We start from the raw sequence: 17949 nt of genomic DNA, 5'->3' as shown, positions 1-17949 counted from the left end.
CCTCGACGTGTTGGTCGGCGGCGCCCCGTACGCGGCCCGACGTGCGTACCTCGCCGAGTCGGCGGGCCAGGTCACCCACGTTTCGGTGGCCGCCCGGGACGTCCGGTCCTGGGTGCACCGACTCGGCGAACCGGCCGACTGGGCGTTCGGGCTGCCGGTCACCGCGCCGGCCCGGCTGTTGTGGGCCGACCCGCACTGGCGACCCCGAATCGACCTGCCGGTGCTCTGTCAGCCCGCCGAACCACCCCGACTCGAAGAGATGATCGCCACGCTGGGTAAGGCCGCCGCCGCCCGCGCCGCCAACGACCGACTCGGGGTCCGGCTCGCCGTCGCCGACCTGGCCCGGCTCTGCCCCTCGGTGCTGCGGCCGGCCAACCCCTCCGTGCGGGTCCACTCCCGCCGGGCGGCCTTCGCGGCGGCCCTGGAACTGCCGGTGGCCCCACCCGGCTACCGGACGGACATGCTGCTCTGCCTCGGGCTACGTCCGGGCGCCACCGGGCAGCTCTGGGCCGCCGCCGTCCGGCTGGCCGCCGGCACGTTGCCGTTGATCCGGCCGTACGCCGAGGAGATCGCCGACACGGCCGGAGCGGACCTGGCCGCCGCCCTGGTCGACGGCCGGCTGGACCGCTACGTCGCTCAGTTGGCCCGGCCGGCCCGGCCCTCGCCGCGCCCCCGGCCCTCGGAGCCACCGCAGCCCTGGGCCGCGGGTCCCGCGCCGCAGCCCTGGGCCGCGGGTCCCGCGCCGCAGACGTGGGCCGCGGGGCCTGCGCAGCAGGCGTGGGCCGCGGGTCCCGTACCGCAGACGTGGCTTGCGGGGCCCGCGCCGCAGCCCGGGCGGGAGCGGTCGGCGGTGCCCGCGCCGCGTGCGGGAGAATTGGTGACTGTGCCCGTACCTGACCCGCCGGTGACCGGCGTCCCCAGCGATCCGAACGAGCTGGCCGCGCCCGCGCCGGCCCGCCCCTCCCGGCTCGACCCGGCCATCGCGGCCCGGCTGCGCCGCACCGCCGACGGTCTGGTCGCCGCCGTGGTCCGCGCGCACGACTCCGGTGAGGTGCTGATGGTCGCCTGGATGGACGACGAGGCGTTGCACCGCACCCTCACCACCGGCCGGGCCACCTACTGGTCGCGCAGCCGACGCGAATACTGGGTCAAGGGCGCCACCTCGGGGCACCACCAGTACGTCCGGTCGGTCGCCCTGGACTGCGACGGCGACGCGCTGCTGGTCAGCGTGGACCAGGTCGGCGCCGCCTGCCACACCGGCCACCGGACGTGCTTCTTCACCGAACTGCCCGTCACCGGAACGAAAGGCGGGAACGGCCATGACTGACGGCGCCCTCAGCCCCGACCTGGCCACGTTCACCGAGCTGGCGGCCGACTGGCGGGTGGTGCCGGTGACCCGGCGGCTGCTGGCCGACGCGGAGACGCCGGTCGGCGTCTACCGGAAGCTGGCCGGCGGGCCGGGCACGTTCCTGCTGGAATCGGCCGAGCAGGGTGTCGGCTCGGCGGGCATGGCCTGGTCGCGGTACTCGTTCATCGGCGTGCGTAGCAGCGCGACCCTCATCGAGCGCGACGGTGTGGCGACCTGGCTCGGCCAGCCGCCGACCGGGCTGCCCGCCGAGGGTGACCCGGTGCGGATGCTGCGGGAGACGGTGGCGGCGCTGGCCGGCCCGGTCGGGGACCCGTCCGACGGGTTGCCCCCGTTGACCGGGGGCATGGTCGGTTTCCTCGGCTACGACCTGATCCGGCGGTTCGAGCGGCTGCCCGACCTGACCGAGGACGACCTGGGCGTTCCGGAGCTGGGCATGATGCTCGCCACCGATCTGGTGGTGCTCGACCACTACGACGGTTCGGCGATCCTGGTCGCCAACGCGGTGCTGCCGCCGATGGACGCCCCGGACCGCGCCCCGCAGGTCGCCGCCGCGTACCACCACGCGGTGGGCCGGTTGGACGCGATGACCACGGCGTTGTCCCGGCCCATCCCGCCGATGATCTCCACCGTCGAGCGTCCGCCGACGGGCGAGGTGCTCTGCCGTACGCCCGAGGGCGGCTATCCGAAGGCGGTGGAGGCTGCCAAGGAGGCGATCCGGGCCGGCGAGTGCTTCCAGATCGTTCTCTCCCAGCGGTTCGAGCGGTCGACCCACGCCGACCCGCTGGACGTCTACCGGGTGCTGCGTACCAGCAATCCCAGCCCGTACATGTACCTGCTGCGCTTCGACGGGTTCGACATCGTCGGCTCGTCCCCGGAGGCGCACCTGAAGGTCACCGGGGCGGCGGACGGGCGGCGTCGGGCGTTGCTGCACCCGATCGCCGGCACCCGGCCGCGGGGCGGCACCCCCGCCGCGGACGCCGCGCTCGCCGCCGAGCTGCTCGCCGACCCGAAGGAACGGGCCGAGCACGTGATGCTCGTCGACCTTGGCCGCAACGACCTTGGTCGGGTCTGTCAGCCCGGCAGCGTGGAGGTGCCCGAGTTCGCCACGATCGAGCGGTACAGCCACGTCATGCACATCGTCTCCACCGTCACCGGCACGCTGCGTGACGACCAGACCGCCTTCGACGCGCTCGCCGCGACCTTCCCGGCCGGCACGCTCTCCGGCGCGCCCAAGGTGCGCGCCATGGAGATCATCGAGGAGTTGGAGCCGGTCCGACGTGGCCTCTACGGCGGCACGGTCGGCTACTTCGGTTTCGGTGGCGACCTGGACATGGCGATCGCCATCCGGACCGCGCTCATGCGCGAGGGTCGTGCCTACGTACAGGCCGGGGCGGGCGTGGTGGCCGACTCGGACCCGGCCGCCGAGGACCAGGAGACGCGGAACAAGGCCGCGGCCGTGTTGGCCGCGATCGCGGCCGCCGAAACGCTCCGGCCGGCTCGGTGAGCGCGAGGAGTGCAGCGCAGCGGAGCCCCGCAGTCGCGAACGGAAGGGCAGTTCGGTGAGCGCGAGGAGTGCAGCGCAGCGGAGCCTCGCAGTCGCGAACGAAGGGTGCGGTCGGTGAGCGGCGGGGAGCGGTCCGTGGTCGGCCGGCGCGCGTTGGCGTACGCCGTGGTGCTCTGCCTGGCCGGCGCGGGTCTGGCGCTGTGGGCGGCGACGCGCGACTGGTCGGTGGAGTTGACGCTACGTCCGGCGCCGCTGCCGCCGGTGCGCGACGCCCGCAGCGGCGCGAGCCTGCTGCCCTGGCTGCCGGCGTTGGCCCTGGTGAGTTTGGCCGGGGGCGGTGCGGTGTTGGCGACCCGGGGCCGGGTGCGGCGGGTGCTCGGTGTGCTGCTCGGCGCGCTCGGTCTGGCTGTGGCGGCCGGTGGCGGGTATGGGCTGGTCGCCGAGGTGAGCGGCTCGGTGAGCCGGCAGTGGCCGGCGTTGTGCCTGCTCGGTGGTGTGCTGGCCGCGCTGGGCGGCTGGTGGACGGCGTGGCGCGGCGGCGACTGGCCGGCGATGGGCGCACGGTACGAGCGTCCGGCGCGCACTGCTCCACAGGCCCCGTCGGCCCAGGACGGCCCGGCCGGAGCGCCGACGCCGTTGGCGGGGCGGCGGACCACCGAGGCGTGGGACGCGCTGGATCGGGGCGAGGACCCGACGGCCGACTGACGCGCTCGCCGTGCCCGGCGCGGTGTCAGCCGACCGGTTGGCGATCCCGTTGGGCGCGGCGACTCGCGGCGCGGGCGGCGGTCAGCTCGGCCACCAGGCGGTTCAGCTCGGCGCGCTGGTCGGCGCGGGCCCGGTCGGCGCAGACCGCCTCCCAGGCGTTGCCCCGCGCGGTTCGCACCCGTCCCTCACCCACCACGGCCCGTTCCACGGTGTGCACCACTCCGACGGCGAGCGACGCCACCGTCCGCGAGATGGTGGTCAGTCCGATGGTCGGGTGCGGCTCGGAAATGCTCATGGTCACCTCGCACGAGGAGTTGCGACGGTCGGGGCAGGCGCGTCATCGAGTCTGCCCGAGGACGATGCTCGCCGGCCGACGTTTCGCCGCGGTGACCGCCCGGTCAACTGTCTCGCCTCGGCCGTGACCAGGGGCCGTCCGTTCGGCCTTGAGCTTGCTCACAACATCGACCGGTGTCGTTGGCGCCGGGCGCGGAGCGGCAAGTGGTGGCATGATCGATGGATCGGCCCGGTCTGACCGGGGCCGTCAGGCGCCATACCGCGTGACGGTGGTCGATACCGGAGGTGGCGCTGCGTGACAACCCGTTCACGGCAAGTCGGCCATTATGCCGCAGCCCTTTTCGTGAGCCGCGCCATACCCCCGGCATTCGGCGTCGGTCGGCTGCCCCTAGCATCGGCCCATGACGCCCGGAGAGGGGAGTCCGTTGGTGACTGCTGAGCATGCGCACGCGGAGGGGGACGACGCCGGCCAGGCAGCGTCCGTAAGCGTGCTCGACGAGATCCTGGCTGGGGTCCGTGAGGACGTGGCCCGCCGCCAGGAGCAGGTTCCGCTGGAGCGGATCCGTGAACTGGCAGCGGCGGCGCCGCCGCCCATGGACGCGTACGCGGCACTGCGCAAGCCTGGCGTGGCCGTGATCGCCGAGGTGAAGCGCTCGTCGCCGTCCAAGGGTCGGTTGGCCGAGATCGCCGACCCGGCCGACCTCGCGGTCGACTACGCGGCCGGCGGGGCGCGGGCGATCAGCGTGCTGACCGAGGGGCGCTGGTTCGGCGGGTCGCTTGACGACCTGGCGGCCGTCCGGGCCGCGGTCACCGTGCCGGTGCTGCGCAAGGACTTCGTGGTCTCCAGCTACCAGATCCACGAGGCGCGCGCGCACGGCGCCGACCTGGTTCTGCTGATCGTCGCCGCACTCGAACAGAACGTCCTGATGGGCCTGCTGGAGCGGATCGAGTCGCTGGGCATGACCGCTCTGGTCGAGGTGCACGACGAGGAAGAGGCCGACCGTGCGTTGGAGGCCGGCGCGCAGGTGATCGGGGTCAACGCCCGTGACCTGCGTACCCTGGAGGTCGACCGGTCGGTGTTCGAGCGGATCGCGCCCGGCCTGCCCAGCAGCGTCGTCAAGATCGCCGAGTCTGGCGTTCGCGGTCCGCACGACCTGATCCGGTACGCCTCCGCGGGCGCCGACGCGGTCCTCGTGGGCGAGGGCCTGGTCACCCAGAAGAGCCCCCGCGAGGCGGTCGCCGAGTTGGTCAACGCCGGCAACCACCCGGCAACGCCCCGGCCGGTGCGCTGACTCCGCGCCCGGTCCGACGTCTCCACCGAGAGGATTTCCGATGAGCGCCGACGCGCTGGCCCCGGTGGCCGGCCCGCAGCCCGACTCCGCCGGCCACTTCGGCCGCTTCGGCGGTCGGTTCGTTCCCGAGGCCCTGGTGGCCGCGCTGGACGAGCTCGACGGGGCCTGGCGCACGGCGATCGCGGACGAGTCCTTCCGGGCCGAGTTCGGTGCGCTGCTACGTGACTACGCCGGCACGCCGTCGTTGCTCTACGAGGCCCGGCGGTTCTCCGCGAAGGTCGGGGCGCGGGTGCTGCTGAAGCGGGAGGACCTCAACCACACGGGTGCGCACAAGGTACGCAACGTGCTGGGCCAGGCGCTGCTCACCAAGCGGATGGGCAAGACCCGGGTGATCGCCGAGACCGGTGCCGGCCAGCACGGTGTGGCCACCGCGACCGCCGCCGCCCTGTTCGACCTGGAGTGCGTGGTCTACATGGGCCAGGTCGACACGGAGCGGCAGGCGCTCAACGTGGCCCGGATGCGGATGCTCGGCGCCACCGTCGTCCCGGTCACCAACGGTTCGCGCACGCTCAAGGACGCGATGAACGAGGCGATGCGCGACTGGGTGGCCAACGTCGACGAGACGCACTACCTGATCGGCACGGCCGCCGGCCCGCACCCGTTCCCGGCGATGGTCCGCGACTTCGTTCGGGGCATCGGTGACGAGGCCCGCCAGCAGTGCCTGGACCTCACCGGCGAGCTGCCGGACGCGGTCACCGCCTGCGTCGGCGGTGGCTCCAACGCGCTCGGCATCTTCCACGCGTTCGTGGGTGACGAGACCGTGCGGCTGTACGGCTTCGAGGCCGGCGGCGACGGGGTGGCCACCGGTCGGCACGCGGCGAGCATCACCGGCGGGTCCACCGGGGTGCTGCACGGCACCCGCACCTTCGTGTTGCAGGACGCCGACGGGCAGACCCTGGAGTCGCACTCGATCTCCGCCGGCCTGGACTACCCGGGCGTCGGGCCGGAGCACGCGTGGCTGCACGACACCGGCCGGGCGAGCTACCTGCCGGTCACCGACGACGAGGCGATGGCCGCGTTCGAGCTGCTCTGCCGCACCGAGGGCATCATCCCGGCGATCGAGAGCGCACACGCGCTGGCCGGCACCGTCGCGCTGGCCCCGAAGCTCGCCGCGGAGCTGGGCCGGGAGCCCACCATCGTGGTCAACCTCTCCGGGCGGGGCGACAAGGACGTGCACACCGCCGGCGACTACTTCGGCATCCTCGACAAGGAGCGGTGAGATGAGCCGGATCGGGGTGGCCTTCGACAAGGCCCGCGCCGACGGACGGGCCCTGCTGGTCGGTTGCATGCCGGCCGGTTTCCCCACCGTCGAGGGCAGCATCGCCGCGATGACCGCCATGGTCGAAGCCGGCGTCGACGTCATCGAGGTGGAGATCCCCTACTCCGACCCGGTGATGGACGGGCCGGTGATCCAGCAGGCCAGTGACATCGCGCTGGCCGGGGGCGTACGCACCGCGGACACGATGCGCATCATCGAGGCGGTGGCGGCCACCGGCGCGCCGGTGGTCACCATGACCTACTGGAACCCGGTCGAGCGGTACGGCGTGGACGTGTTCGCCCGTGACCTCGCCTCCGCCGGTGGCACCGGCCTGATCACCCCGGACCTCATTCCGGACGAGGCCGACGAGTGGCTGGCCGCCTCGGACGCGCACGGGCTGGACCGCACCTTCCTGGTCTCGCCGTCGTCCACCGACGCCCGGCTGGCGATGACGGTGCGGCACTGCCGAGGTTTCGTCTACGCGACCGCGGTGATGGGGGTGACCGGTGCCCGGGCGCGTACCTCCGACGCCGCCCCGACGTTGGTCTCCCGGGCCCGCGCGGTCACCGACCTGCCGATCGGTGTGGGACTCGGCGTGGGCACCGGGGCGCAGGCCGGCACCGTCGCCGGCTACGCCGACGGTGTGATCGTGGGCAGCGCGCTGGTCCGGTGCGTGCTCGACGCGCCCACCGAGGCCGACGGGCTGGCCGCCCTGCGTACGCTCAGCGCCGAGCTGGCCGAGGGCGTCCGCAACCCCGTCCGCTGAGCCCGTCCCGCCGGCCCCTCGGCACTTACGCCGCGGTGCTCGGGGCATGTGTGTCTGTTGAGCGGTATACCTGTGGGTCATATATATGACCCACAGGTATACCGCTCACACGCACGTGTGACCTCGCGACCGAGGGTGCCCGCGGCCGTCGGCGGAGGTCGGGACCGTTCACCGCCTGCGTCAGGGGTGCAGGGACGTCTCCGCGGCCTCGCCGCGTTGCTCCGGTGGCTGCCCCGCCCCCGGGAGCAGCGGCACGCTGTCGACGGTGGTGGGCGTCCGGCGCACCTCCAGGAGGACGCCGGAACGGCTGGCGCGGGCGTCGGCGACGGCGGCCCGGGTGAGCGGGGTGACCGCCTCGGGCAGCGCGTCGGGGGCGTGCCAGGACAACCGGCAGTTCGGCGGTGGGTCGGCGGCGGGCCGAACCCCGACCCCGCGGGCCCGGAACACGTGTACGAGCACGTCCGGCAGCGGCCCGGCGCGGCCGGCCGGGGTTTCCCCCACAGGGCCGGTCAGGTGGTAGACGCCGACCAGGTCGACCACCTCGATGTCCCAGCCGGTCTCCGCGCGGATGTCCCGTAGGGCCGCCCGCACCGGGCTCTCCGCCGGGCGCAGCCGCCCGCCGGGCAACGCGTACCGGCGCGGACCCCGGCCCTGCTGGCAGAGCAGCACCCGACCGGAGTCGTCGCTGACGACGGCGGCGACCGCCCAGGTGAGCGCGCTCATGGACAAAGAGCCTACGGCGGTGCAAACCAGAAGTCATCGAGAAGCGGACTCCAACGGCCCGGGGTGCCGCTGCGGGGGTGTGCAGCGGTAGCGTGTGCACCCGTGACCCTCGCCTCGCTGTCCCCCCAGGCGGCCCTGCCCAGTCCCAGCACCGCGGTCTGGCAGCTCGGGCCGGTGCCGATCCGGGCGTACGCGCTCTGCATCATCGCCGGCATCGTGCTGGCCTGCTGGGTGACGGAGCGTCGGCTGCGGCAACGCGGCGTCGCGCCCGGCGCGACGCTCGACATCGCCGTCTGGGCGGTGCCCGCGGGCATCATCGGCGCCCGGATCTACCACGTGGTGACCTCGCCGGAGAAATACTTCGGCGCCGGCGGGGACCCGATGAAGGCGTTCGCGATCTGGGAGGGCGGCCTCGGCATCTGGGGCGCGGTCGCCGGTGGCGCAGTCGGCGCCTGGATCGCCGCCCGTCAGCTCGGCATTCCGTTGAGCGTGGTGGCCGACGCGCTGGCCCCCGGGCTGCCGCTGGCCCAGGCGGTCGGCCGGATCGGCAACTGGTTCAACAACGAGCTCTTCGGTGGCCGGACCACCCTGCCGTGGGGTCTGGAGATCCATCGGATGGACCCGGACAACCCCGGGCACGCGCTCCGCGACGACGCCGGACAGCCGATTCTCGAGCCGGGTCTCTACCAGCCGACCTTCCTCTACGAGGCGCTGTGGAACCTCGGCGTCGTCGCCCTGGTCCTCGTCCTCGACCGCCGATTCAAGCTGGGCCGGGGCCGGGCGTTCGCGCTCTACGTCATGGGCTACACCGCCGGCCGGTTCTGGATCGAGCTGATGCGCACCGACGAGGCCAACCAGATCCTCGGCGTCCGGCTCAACGTCTGGACCGCTGCCCTGGTCTTCCTCGGCGCGCTGATCTACTTCGTGCGGGTGCGTGGCCCTCGGGACTACCTGATCCCACTCGGCGCGGCGGCGACGACCCCGCCTCCCGCGTCCGACCTGTCCCAGGTCGACCTCTCCGAGCGGGAGACCCCCACGCGGGCGGCCGCGCCGGAGGGCTACCGGGTGGTCAGTGAGGAGCAGTACGCCGCCTGGCAGGACACCGGCGTCGTACCGCCGGAGCCGGCGACCGACGAGGACACCCGACCCGATGACGGCGAGCCGTCCGAGGCCGTGGCGCCCGTCGACCCCGGGTCACGCGACGACGACGAGCCGGCGGAGCAGGCATCCGCCTCCCGCACCGACCGGGCCGACGCCACGGGCGCGCGTCCCGCCGACCGGGACAGCTGAGCGGAGGCGGCACCGATGCGAAGCGCGGTGGTGGTCGGCGCAGGGGTCGGTGGCCTCGCGGTGGCCGGCGCGCTGGCCCGGTCCGGTTGGCAGGTCACCCTGTTGGAACGCGCCGAACGGGTCCGTCCCGAGCCGACCGCCGTGGTGCTCTGGCCCAACGGCGTCCGCGCGTTACAGGCCCTGGGTCTCGGCGCGGGCCTGGCCGCCATCGCCACTCCGCTGCCCGACGGCGGGGTCCGTCGTCCGGACGGGCACTGGCTCGTACAGCCCCGACCTGTTCCGGCCGACCGGATGCCGGTGGTGGTGCACCGTGAGGATCTGCACGACGCGCTGATCGCCGGCCTCGGCGACCGGGTCGAACTGCGTACCGGAGTGACCGTGCGCCACGTCCGCGTCGAGCCGGGCGAGCGGCCGGGAGTCAGCGACGGACGGCACACCATCGAGGCCGATCTGGTGGTCGCGGCCGACGGCACGGACAGCGGCATCCGCCGCCAACTCGCACCCGAGTCCCGGGTGGTCAGCTCCGGGTGCGCCGCCTGGCGGGCCGTCATTCCCTGGTACCAGGCGCCCCGACTACCGGACGACCAGCCGCTGGCCGGTGAGATCCTCGGCGCCGGCTACCGGTTCGTGGCCGCCTCGCTGGGCGAACGCGGTTCCTCGGGCGGGTCCACCCGGGGTGGCATCTACTGGGTGGCCACCGCGGCCGGCGCGCCGCGCCCGGAACCACCGGAGACGCAGCTTGCCCTGCTGCGCCGCTGGTACGCGGGTTGGCCCTCACCGATCGGCGCGCTGCTCGACGCCACCGACCCAACCGACCTGGTGCAACAGGAGGTCCGCGAGCTGCGCCCGCTGCCCCGCGCGTACGGCTTCCCGGTCGGGCCCGGCGGGGTGGTGCTGCTCGGCGACGCGGCGCACGCCATGCCGCCGCACCTCGGGCAGGGCGCCTGCCTCGCGTTCGAGGACGCCGCCACCCTCGCGTCCCTGCTCCGGGAGGCCCGGCTGCCCGACGCCGTTCAGGCGTACGACCGGGTGCGCCGCCCCCGGGCCGCGACCGTGGTCCGGCAGACCCGGCGGATGTCGGCGGTGCTGCAGACCCGGGGCCGGTTGGCGCTGCGTGCCCGCGACGCCGCACTGGGCACGATCAACGCGCGCCTGCTCTCCAGCGCCGCGGCCTCCGCCGCCCAGTGGCGCCCCCCAACCTGACCCGGGTCGGCGGACAGGTCAGGGGATGAGGGCTGCGGGTTCAGCTATGCAGGCGGTGCCGATTCGGCGGAAGCCGACCCGCAGGTAGACCCGGGCGATCTCCTCGCTGCCGGCGGAGAGGAAGACCAGGTCGGTGCCGGCCGCCAGCAGTTCCCGGGCGAGAGTGGCGGTGAGCGCGGCGCCCAGCCCGCGCCGCCGGGCGGACGGCAGCGTGGCCACGCCGGCGATCTCGGCAACGTCGTCCACCCGCATCGCCATGCCGCTGGCCAGCGCGCCCTCGGTCGGGGTGCCGGCCAGCGCGGAGATGCGTCGACCGTCGGCGATCCGGGCGCGCTCCTCGTCGAGCGCGGCCAGTTCGAGTTCGGTGACGGCGGCGTCGCGTTCGGCGGGGCCGGCCTCGCCGGGCGCGGTGCCGGCCGCGGCGAACGACACCGCCGCGACCGCCCGCCGGGCCGCCACGTCCGCGGCGAAGTCGGGGGAGTCCGCCGTCAGCACCCGCACCGCCGCGTCGGACAGCGTCGCCGGGTCGGGCAGCGCGTTCGGGTCGAGCACCATCAGCGGTGCCTCCAGCACGCTCAGCCCCGCCGAACGGGCCACCGCCAGTAGCTCGGGGGTGGTCTCGTGCACCCACTCCAAGGCTTCCGGCAGGCCCAGCTTCCGCTGCCGCTCGCGTACCGAGGTCACGTCGGCCAGCGACGGCGGCTCGGTGGCGCCGATCAGCGGACGGGCGTAGAACGGCCAGCCGACACCCTCGCGGACGAACAGCACCAGACCGCCATGCTCCTCCGCGGTGGCGCCGTCGCGGGGCACCGCGTCGTAGAAGCGTTCCAACCGGTCGAAGATGTCCTTGTTTAGCGGATCCACCGCGCGAGACTACACGTCCCAACCTGTGGACGGTGTGATCAATCTCGGGTGGCCGTGCGACCGCAGCCCTAACGTAGACTCAATAGACCCACGGGCCGACGTCGTCCCCACCATGATCCAACCTGAGTGACGACAGGAGGCCCGGTGGCTCAGCCGTACGCGGACAAGACACAGCCGTACCCGCACAGCCCACAGGCGTCCCCGACGCCCGACCCCCGCCCGTCCGCCCAGGGCCTCTACGACCCCGCGCAGGAGCACGACGCCTGTGGCGTGGCCTTCGTGGCGGACCTGCACGGCCGGCGTTCACACTCGGTCGTCGCCAATGGGCTCGGCGCGCTCTGCCGGCTGGACCACCGGGGCGCCCGCGGCGCGGAGCCGAACACCGGCGACGGCGCGGGCATCATGATCCAGGTGCCCGACGCGTTCCTGCGCGCGGTGGCCGGCGTGGCGCTTCCCCCGGCCGGTGAGTACGCCACCGGGCTGGTCTTCCTGCCCGACGACGATGCCGCGGAGGCGCGTGCCCGTCGGGTGGTCGAGAAGTACGCGCTGGTCGAGGGCGCCGATCTGCTCGGCTGGCGGGACGTGCCGATCGACCCCAGCGAGTTGGGCGAGACCGCCCTGGCGGCGATGCCCCGGGTCCGGCAGGTCTTCCTGGCCGCGCACCGACTGACCGACGCACCCGGCGGGCCGGCCGGTTCCCCGCTGCGCGGTCTCGAGCTGGACCGGGTGGCGTTCTGCCTGCGTAAGCAGGCCGAGCGGGAGACCGCCGAGCGGGGCGTGCCCGCGTACTTCCCGTCGCTGTCCAGCCGCACCATGGTCTACAAGGGCATGCTCACGCCCGACCAGTTGCCGGCGTTCTACCCGGACCTGCGCGACGAGCGGGTGGACAGCGCGATCGCGCTGGTGCACTCCCGCTTCTCCACCAACACCTTCCCGTCCTGGCCGCTGGCGCACCCGTACCGGTTCATCGCCCACAACGGCGAGATCAACACGATCCGGGGCAACCGCAACTGGATGCAGGCCCGCGAGGCGCTGCTGCGCTCGCCGAACGTGCCGGGCAACATCCGGCGGGTCTTCCCGGTCTGCACCCCGGCCGCCTCCGACTCGGCGAACTTCGACGAGGTCCTGGAGTTGCTGCACCTGGCCGGGCGGAGCCTGCCGCACGCGGTGCTCATGATGATCCCCGAGGCGTGGGAGAACGATCCCGCGATGGATCCGGCCAAGCGTGCCTTCTACCGTTTCCACGCCAGCCTGATGGAGCCGTGGGACGGTCCGGCGTCGGTGGCCTTCACCGACGGCGAGATCGTCGGCGCGGTGCTGGACCGCAACGGGCTGCGTCCGGGGCGCTGGTGGCAGACCGACGACGGGCTCGTGGTGCTCGGCTCCGAGGCGGGCGTGCTCGACCTCGACCCGGCCCACGTGGTCGCGAAGGGGCGGCTCCAGCCGGGCAAGATGTTCCTGGTCGACACCGTCGCGGGCCGGATCGTCCACGACGAGGAGATCAAGTCCGAGTTGGCCGCCGCCCAGCCGTACGGCGAGTGGCTGCACGCCGGCCTGATCGAGCTGAACGACCTGCCGGCCCGCGAGCACACCGTCTACACGCACGACTCGGTACGTCGCCGGCAGCAGACCTTCGGCTACACCGAGGAGGAGCTGAAGATCCTGCTCGCGCCGATGGCCCGTACCGGCGCCGAGCCGCTCGGCTCGATGGGCACGGACACCCCGATCGCCCCGCTGTCCACCCGGCCACGGCTGCTCTACGACTACTTCCACCAGCTCTTCGCCCAGGTCACCAACCCGCCGTTGGACGCCATCCGCGAGGAGCTGGTGACCAGCCTGGCGTCGACCATCGGCCCGGAGGGCAACCTGCTCGACCCGGGCGCCGCGAGCTGCCGACAGATCGTGCTCCCGCACCCGATCATCGACAACGACGAGCTGGCGAAGATCCTCTCCATCGACGAGGACGGCGACCTGCCCGGCTTCAAGGCGGTGCGGGTCTCCGGGCTGTACCGGATCCGGGAGGGCGCCGCCGGGATCAAGGCACGACTGACCGAGATCTGCCGGCACGTCTCCGAGGCGATCGAGGACGGCGTCCGCATCCTGGTGCTCTCCGACCGGGACTCCAACGCCGACCTGGCGCCGATCCCGTCGCTGCTGCTCACCGCCGCCGTGCACCAGCACCTCGTCCGCGAGCAGACACGTACCCAGGCGGCGCTGATCGTCGAGTCCGGCGACTGCCGGGAGGTGCACCACGCGGCGGTGCTGATCGGCTACGGCGCGGCGGCGGTCAACCCGTACCTGGCGTTCGAGTCGGTGGAGGACATGGTCGCCACGGGCGCGCTGGTGGGTGTGGAGCCGGCCGCCGCCGTGCGCAACTACGCGAAGGCGCTCGGCAAGGGCGTCCTGAAGATCATGTCCAAGATGGGCATCTCGACGGTCTCCTCGTACTGCGGAGCGCAGGTCTTCGAGGCGGTCGGCTTGGACACCCGGCTGGTCGAGCGCTACTTCCGGGGCACCCCCAGCCGGATCGGCGGAGTGGGTCTCGCGGGCGTGCACACCGAGGTGGCCGCCCGGCACGCGCTGGCCTGGCCCCCGGCCGGCACCGCCACCTCCGCCCGGTTGGAGGTCGGTGGCGAGTACCAGTGGCGCCGCGAGGGTGAGCTGCACCTGTTCAACCCGGAGACGGTCTTCCTGCTGCAACACGCGACCCGCACCCGCCAGTACGACGTCTTCCGGCAGTACACGGCCAAGGTCGACGCGCTCGCCGCGCAGGCCGGCTCGCTGCGGGGGTTGTTCACGCTGCGCACCGGGCTCCGCCCGGCGGTGCCGATCGAGGAGGTCGAGCCGGCCACCGAGATCGTCAAGCGGTTCGCCACCGGCGCCATGTCGTACGGGTCGATCTCGGCGGAGGCGCACGAGACGCTCGCCATCGCCATGAACCGTCTCGGCGGGAAGTCCAACACCGGTGAGGGTGGCGAGGACGTCGAGCGGCTGCACGACCCGGCCCGCCGTTCGGCGGTCAAGCAGATCGCCAGCGGACGGTTCGGGGTGACCAGCGAATACCTGGTCAACGCCGACGACCTCCAGATCAAGATGGCCCAGGGCGCCAAACCGGGCGAGGGTGGTCAGCTGCCCGGCAACAAGGTGTGGCCGTGGATCGCCCGGACCCGGCACGCCACCCCCGGCGTGGGTCTGATCTCGCCGCCGCCGCACCACGACATCTACTCCATCGAGGACCTCGCCCAGCTGGTGCACGACCTGAAGTGCGTCAACCCGGCGGCCCGGGTGCACGTCAAGCTGGTCAGCGAGGTCGGCGTCGGCACCGTCGCCGCCGGGGTGGCGAAGCTCAAGGCGGACGTCATCCTGATCTCCGGCCACGACGGTGGGACGGGCGCCTCCCCGATGAACTCGCTCAAGCACGCCGGCACCCCGTGGGAGCTGGGGCTGGCCGAGGCGCAGCAGACGCTGTTGCTCAACAAGCTGCGCGACCGGGTCACCGTGCAGGTCGACGGCCAGCTCAAGACCGGCCGGGACGTGCTGATCGCGGCGCTGCTCGGCGCGGAGGAGTTCGGCTTCGCGACCGCGCCGCTGATCGTCGAGGGCTGCGTGATGATGCGGGTCTGCCACCTGGACACCTGCCCGGTCGGCATCGCCACCCAGAACCCGGTGCTGCGGGAGCGTTTCACCGGCAAGCCGGAGTTCGTGGAGAACTTCTTCCTGTTCCTCGCCGAGGAGGTCCGGGGCTACCTGGCCGAGTTGGGCTTCCGGTCGATCGAGGAGGCGATCGGGCAGTCCGAGCTGCTCGACGTGGCCCCGGCGGTGACGCACTGGAAGGCGCACGGGCTGGACCTGGCGCCCGTCCTGCACCTGCCGGAGCTGCCCGCCGGCGCGGCGCGACGCGGCGTCCGCGCGCAGGATCACGGCCTGGAGCAGGCACTCGACAACGAGCTGATCGCGCTGGCCCGTCCGGCTTTATTGGACGGTGCGCCGGTGCGGGTCGAGGTGGCGGTGCGCAACGAGCACCGCAGCGTCGGCGCGATGCTCGGCGGTGAGGTGACCCGTCGCTTCGGTGGCGCCGGCCTTCCCGAGGACACCATCGAGTTCGTGCTGCACGGCACGGCTGGGCAGTCGTTCGGCGCGTTCCTGCCGCGCGGGGTGACCCTGCGCCTGCACGGCGACGCCAACGACTACGTGGGCAAGGGCCTCTCCGGCGGGCGGCTCATCGTCCGTCCGGACGCCGCCGCGCCGTTCCTCGACCCCGACGCCGAACCGGGGCAGCGGGCCGAGGATCAGATCATCGCCGGCAACACCATCCTGTACGGGGCCACGGCGGGCGAGGTCTTCCTGCGCGGCCGGGTGGGGGAGCGGTTCGCGGTCCGCAACTCCGGCGCGGTCGCCGTGGTCGAGGGCGTGGGTGACCACGGCTGCGAGTACATGACCGGCGGCACGGTGGTGGTGCTCGGCGCGACCGGCCGCAACTTCGCGGCCGGCATGTCCGGTGGCACGGCGTTCGTGCACCACCTGGACCGGGGCCGGGTCAACGCGGAGCTGGTCGACCTGGTGCCGCTGGGCGAGCAGGAGCAGTCCCTGCTGCACGAGCTGGTCCAACGGCACGTGGCCGAGACCGGGTCGGCGGTCGCCGAGGAGCTGCTCAAGCGGTGGCCGGAGGCGGTGGCCGAGTTCACCGCGGTGGTGCCCCGCGACTACCGCCGGGTGCTGGAGATCATGCGGGCCGCCGAAGCAGCCGGCCGCGACGTCGATGACGCGGTCATGACCGAACTGACCGCACCCGCTGTGCCGGCGATGCCGGTGCCGCCCGCCCCGCGGGTGGCTGCCCAGGAGGTGGCACGTGCCTGACCCGAACGGTTTCCTGCGCTACGACCGGCGGCTGCCGGCCCGCCGCCCGGTGCCGGTGCGGATCAGCGACTGGCGGGAGGTGTACCCGCCGGCCGGCGAGGAGCTCATCCGTGAGCAGGCCACCCGATGCATGGACTGCGGCATCCCGTTCTGCCATGACGGTTGCCCGCTGGGCAACCGCATCCCGGACTGGAACGACCTGGTGCGTACCGGCAACTGGGACGCCGCGGTGGAGTCGCTGCACGCCACCAACAACTTCCCGGAGTTCACCGGCCGGCTCTGCCCGGCGCCCTGCGAGGCGGCCTGCGTGCTCGGCATCTCCGGTGGTCAACCGGTGACGATCAAGCAGGTCGAGGTGGAGATCGCCGACGCCGCCGCGGCGCGCGGGTTCACCCCGCGTCCGGTGCCGGCGCCGTCGGGCCGGTCGGTCGCCGTCGTCGGCTCCGGGCCCGCCGGTCTCGCCGCCGCCCAGCAACTGGCCCGCGCCGGTCACGCGGTGACGGTGTACGAGCGCGACGACGCGATCGGTGGCCTGCTCCGGTACGGCATCCCCGACTTCAAGTTGGAGAAGCGGCACATCGACGCCCGGTTGGCCCAGCTCACCGCCGAGGGGGTGCGCTTCCGCACCGGCGTGAACGTCGGGGTGGACGTCACCGCCGAGCAGTTGCGCGCCGAGCACGACGCGGTGCTGCTGGCCTGTGGGGCGTTGCAGGGCCGGGACACGCCGGAGACCCCGGGGCGGGCGCTTCGGGGCGTACACCAGGCGATGGCGCACCTGGTCGCGGCGAATCGCGCGGTCGCCACCGCGGCCACCGATCAGGCCGGCGTGGTGGCCACCGGCGAGCGGCGGCTGGCGCGGGCGGTGTTGCCGGACGGCACCCCGATCGACGCGGCCGGCAAGCACGTGGTGATCATCGGTGGTGGCGACACGGCGGCGGACTGCCTCGGCGTCGCGCACCGCCAGGGCGCGGCGGGCGTGCACCAGCTCGACCTGTACCCGCAGCCGCCGCAGCAGCGTGACGAGGCCCGCGACCCGTGGCCGACCTGGCCGTGGATCCTGCGCAGCTACCCGGCGCACGAGGAGGGTGGCGAGCGGGTCTTCGCCGTGGCGGTGCAGGAGTTCGTGGACGACGGCACCGGCCAGGTGCGGGCGGTGCGGATCGCCGAGGTGACCGTGGAGAAGCGCGACGGCCGCCGGGTCGTCACCGTGGTGCCGGGCTCGGAGCGGGAGCTGCCGGCCGATCTGGTGCTGCTGGCGATCGGCTTCGAGGGCACCGAGCAGCAGCCGCTGCTGGCCCAGTTCGGCGTGACCCGCAACCCTCGGGGCGCCATCGACGCCCGCGACGACTGGCAGACCGACGCCGACGGGGTGTTCGTGGCCGGTGACATGCACCGGGGCGCCTCGCTGATCGTCTGGGCCATCGCCGAGGGTCGGGCGGCCGCCGCCGCCATCCACGGCTATCTGGGCGGTGTCGGCGCGCTGCCGGCTCCGGTGGGCCCGGCAGCGCAGGCCCTCGCCGCTCGCTGAGCTGGGGGCCCCCGGCACATCCGCGCGGTCGAGACGACCGGTGCGGTGAGTGGGTGGCGGTAGGCGGGCGGGGTCGGGGAGCATTTTCCCCACCAGCGCCTGTCGAGCTGCCCCAGATATGGGCCGACGACCGTGGGCGTTCGCGTCAGGCGGGCGGCGGGCCACCGGGTGCCGTCGTCGTCGCCCCACCCGTGGGGCAGCTCGACAGGACGCGTACCGCACGGTCGGCTGACCCT

Annotated in this window: 13 protein-coding genes and 1 pseudogene; 11 read left to right on the top strand and 3 right to left on the bottom strand. The window is 73.6% G+C overall.

Going from position 1 to position 17949, the window contains the following annotated elements; translation table 11 throughout:
- Positions 1-259 precede the first annotated feature (259 nt).
- The 4 genes and pseudogenes from AB0J33_RS19430 to AB0J33_RS19415 all read left to right on the top strand — a co-directional run.
- Positions 260-544 (top strand): annotated as a pseudogene (locus AB0J33_RS19430) (phosphoribosyl-AMP cyclohydrolase); the annotation flags it as partial.
- Between the two features lie 339 nt (positions 545-883).
- Entirely contained in the window at positions 884-1327 is a 444-nt protein-coding gene (hisI, locus tag AB0J33_RS19425; protein ID WP_363615565.1) for a phosphoribosyl-AMP cyclohydrolase, read from the top strand.
- Positions 1320-2873: an anthranilate synthase component I gene (locus tag AB0J33_RS19420; RefSeq protein WP_363615402.1), complete on the top strand. Its 1554-nt coding sequence runs from the start codon at positions 1320-1322 to the stop codon at positions 2871-2873. Before hisI ends, AB0J33_RS19420 begins: the two co-directional genes overlap by 8 nt.
- A gap of 114 nt (positions 2874-2987) precedes the next feature.
- The gene (locus AB0J33_RS19415; protein WP_363615401.1) at positions 2988-3578 is read left to right on the top strand and encodes a Trp biosynthesis-associated membrane protein; all 591 of its coding nucleotides are present in this window, start codon (positions 2988-2990) and stop codon (positions 3576-3578) included.
- A gap of 25 nt (positions 3579-3603) precedes the next feature.
- On the opposite strand, the gene AB0J33_RS19410 is transcribed toward AB0J33_RS19415, so the two are convergent.
- Positions 3604-3873 (bottom strand): hypothetical protein, encoded by a 270-nt coding sequence (locus tag AB0J33_RS19410; RefSeq protein ID WP_363615399.1) that lies wholly within the window; start codon positions 3871-3873, stop codon positions 3604-3606.
- Between the two features lie 487 nt (positions 3874-4360).
- Between AB0J33_RS19410 and trpC the strand changes: the two genes are divergently transcribed.
- From trpC to trpA, 3 genes are read left to right on the top strand one after another with little or no spacing between them, the layout of a single operon-like run.
- Positions 4361-5164, top strand: coding sequence for an indole-3-glycerol phosphate synthase TrpC (gene trpC / locus AB0J33_RS19405; protein WP_030334428.1), 804 nt, complete (start codon positions 4361-4363; stop codon positions 5162-5164).
- Between the two features lie 40 nt (positions 5165-5204).
- Positions 5205-6443, top strand: coding sequence for a tryptophan synthase subunit beta (trpB, locus tag AB0J33_RS19400; RefSeq protein WP_363615397.1), 1239 nt, complete (start codon positions 5205-5207; stop codon positions 6441-6443).
- A 1-nt stretch (position 6444) separates the two neighbouring features.
- Positions 6445-7248 carry a tryptophan synthase subunit alpha gene (gene trpA / locus AB0J33_RS19395; RefSeq protein ID WP_363615395.1) on the top strand — a complete coding sequence of 268 codons (804 nt, stop codon included), beginning with the start codon at positions 6445-6447 and terminating at the stop codon, positions 7246-7248.
- A gap of 180 nt (positions 7249-7428) precedes the next feature.
- Here the strand turns inward: trpA and AB0J33_RS19390 are convergent, their stop codons facing one another.
- Positions 7429-7971: an NUDIX hydrolase gene (locus tag AB0J33_RS19390; protein ID WP_363615393.1), complete on the bottom strand. Its 543-nt coding sequence runs from the start codon at positions 7969-7971 to the stop codon at positions 7429-7431.
- Positions 7972-8073: 102 nt separating this feature from the next.
- Here AB0J33_RS19390 and lgt point away from each other — a divergent pair, with 102 nt between their 5' ends.
- A complete protein-coding gene (lgt, locus tag AB0J33_RS19385; RefSeq protein ID WP_363615391.1) occupies positions 8074-9261 on the top strand; it encodes a prolipoprotein diacylglyceryl transferase in 1188 nt (395 codons plus the stop codon).
- Between the two features lie 15 nt (positions 9262-9276).
- Positions 9277-10464: an NAD(P)/FAD-dependent oxidoreductase gene (locus AB0J33_RS19380; protein WP_363615389.1), complete on the top strand. Its 1188-nt coding sequence runs from the start codon at positions 9277-9279 to the stop codon at positions 10462-10464.
- 18 nt (positions 10465-10482) lie between these two features.
- On the opposite strand, the gene AB0J33_RS19375 is transcribed toward AB0J33_RS19380, so the two are convergent.
- Positions 10483-11328 (bottom strand): GNAT family N-acetyltransferase, encoded by an 846-nt coding sequence (locus AB0J33_RS19375; protein WP_363615387.1) that lies wholly within the window; start codon positions 11326-11328, stop codon positions 10483-10485.
- A gap of 144 nt (positions 11329-11472) precedes the next feature.
- Between AB0J33_RS19375 and gltB the strand changes: the two genes are divergently transcribed.
- Complete coding sequence (gene gltB, locus AB0J33_RS19370; protein ID WP_363615385.1) at positions 11473-16185, top strand: glutamate synthase large subunit; 4713 nt, start codon at positions 11473-11475, stop codon at positions 16183-16185.
- On the top strand, positions 16178-17713 hold the full coding sequence (locus AB0J33_RS19365; RefSeq protein WP_363615383.1) for a glutamate synthase subunit beta: 1536 nt from the start codon (positions 16178-16180) through the stop codon (positions 17711-17713). The genes gltB and AB0J33_RS19365 overlap by 8 nt, the downstream gene beginning before the upstream one ends.
- The last annotated feature ends 236 nt before the right edge of the window (positions 17714-17949 follow it).

Origin of the sequence: Micromonospora sp. NPDC049645, from assembly GCF_040675155.1 — a bacterium.
Lineage (GTDB): Bacteria > Actinomycetota > Actinomycetes > Mycobacteriales > Micromonosporaceae > Micromonospora.
This window is presented reverse-complemented; position numbering and strand designations above follow the sequence as displayed.